The organism is Halomonas urmiana (genome assembly GCF_005780185.1).
Taxonomy (GTDB): Bacteria; Pseudomonadota; Gammaproteobacteria; order Pseudomonadales; family Halomonadaceae; genus Halomonas; species Halomonas urmiana.
This window is the reverse complement of record NZ_VBUI01000082.1, coordinates 1-586: the sequence shown is the minus strand read 5'-3', so window position 1 is coordinate 586 and position 586 is coordinate 1. Positions and strand designations below refer to the sequence as shown.

The window sequence follows — 586 nt, the reverse complement described above, 5'->3', positions numbered from 1 at the left end:
TCCGGCTCGTTCGGGGCTTCTGCTACCTCATCGCGATCATCGACTGGTACAGCCGCAAGGTCCTGAGCTGGCGGCTTAGCAACACCATGGAGGCGAGCTTCTGCGTCGACTGTCTCGAGGAAGCCCTGCGCCTGTACGGGCGACCTGAGGTCTTCAACAGCGACCAGGGCGCCCAGTTCACGGCCGACGCATTTACCCGTGTGCTGAAGCGAGAGGGCATCACGATCAGCATGGATGGTCGAGGTCGCGCTTTCGACAACATCTTCGTCGAGCGCCTCTGGCGGACGGTGAAGTACGAGGACGTCTACCTCAAGGGCTATGCCACCATGGGCGAACTGACGCTTGGGCTGATGGCGTACTTCATGTTCTACAACGACGAGCGCCCGCACCAGGCGCTGGCGAACGAGACACCGGAAACGGTCTACCGGACCCGGCAAGGCGGAGGCGCACTGATCGTGGACAAATACGGTCCGGCGGCAATACTGCCTGGTGAATCAGCGGAACCAGGGCAGCGCTGTTCAGCTGCGAGTGAGGCTCAGGACATTGCTTAAACTCGTGCACTTTCTGTCTTGACGGTGGGGTCCAC

At 61.1% G+C, this 586-nt stretch carries 1 protein-coding gene; it reads left to right on the top strand.

Annotation, left to right across the window (positions count from 1 at the left end):
* Nucleotides 1-551: DDE-type integrase/transposase/recombinase (locus tag FEI13_RS18845; protein WP_240036583.1), on the top strand; the 551-nt coding region annotated here is incomplete at its 5' end.
* Nucleotides 552-586: the final 35 nt, after the last annotated feature.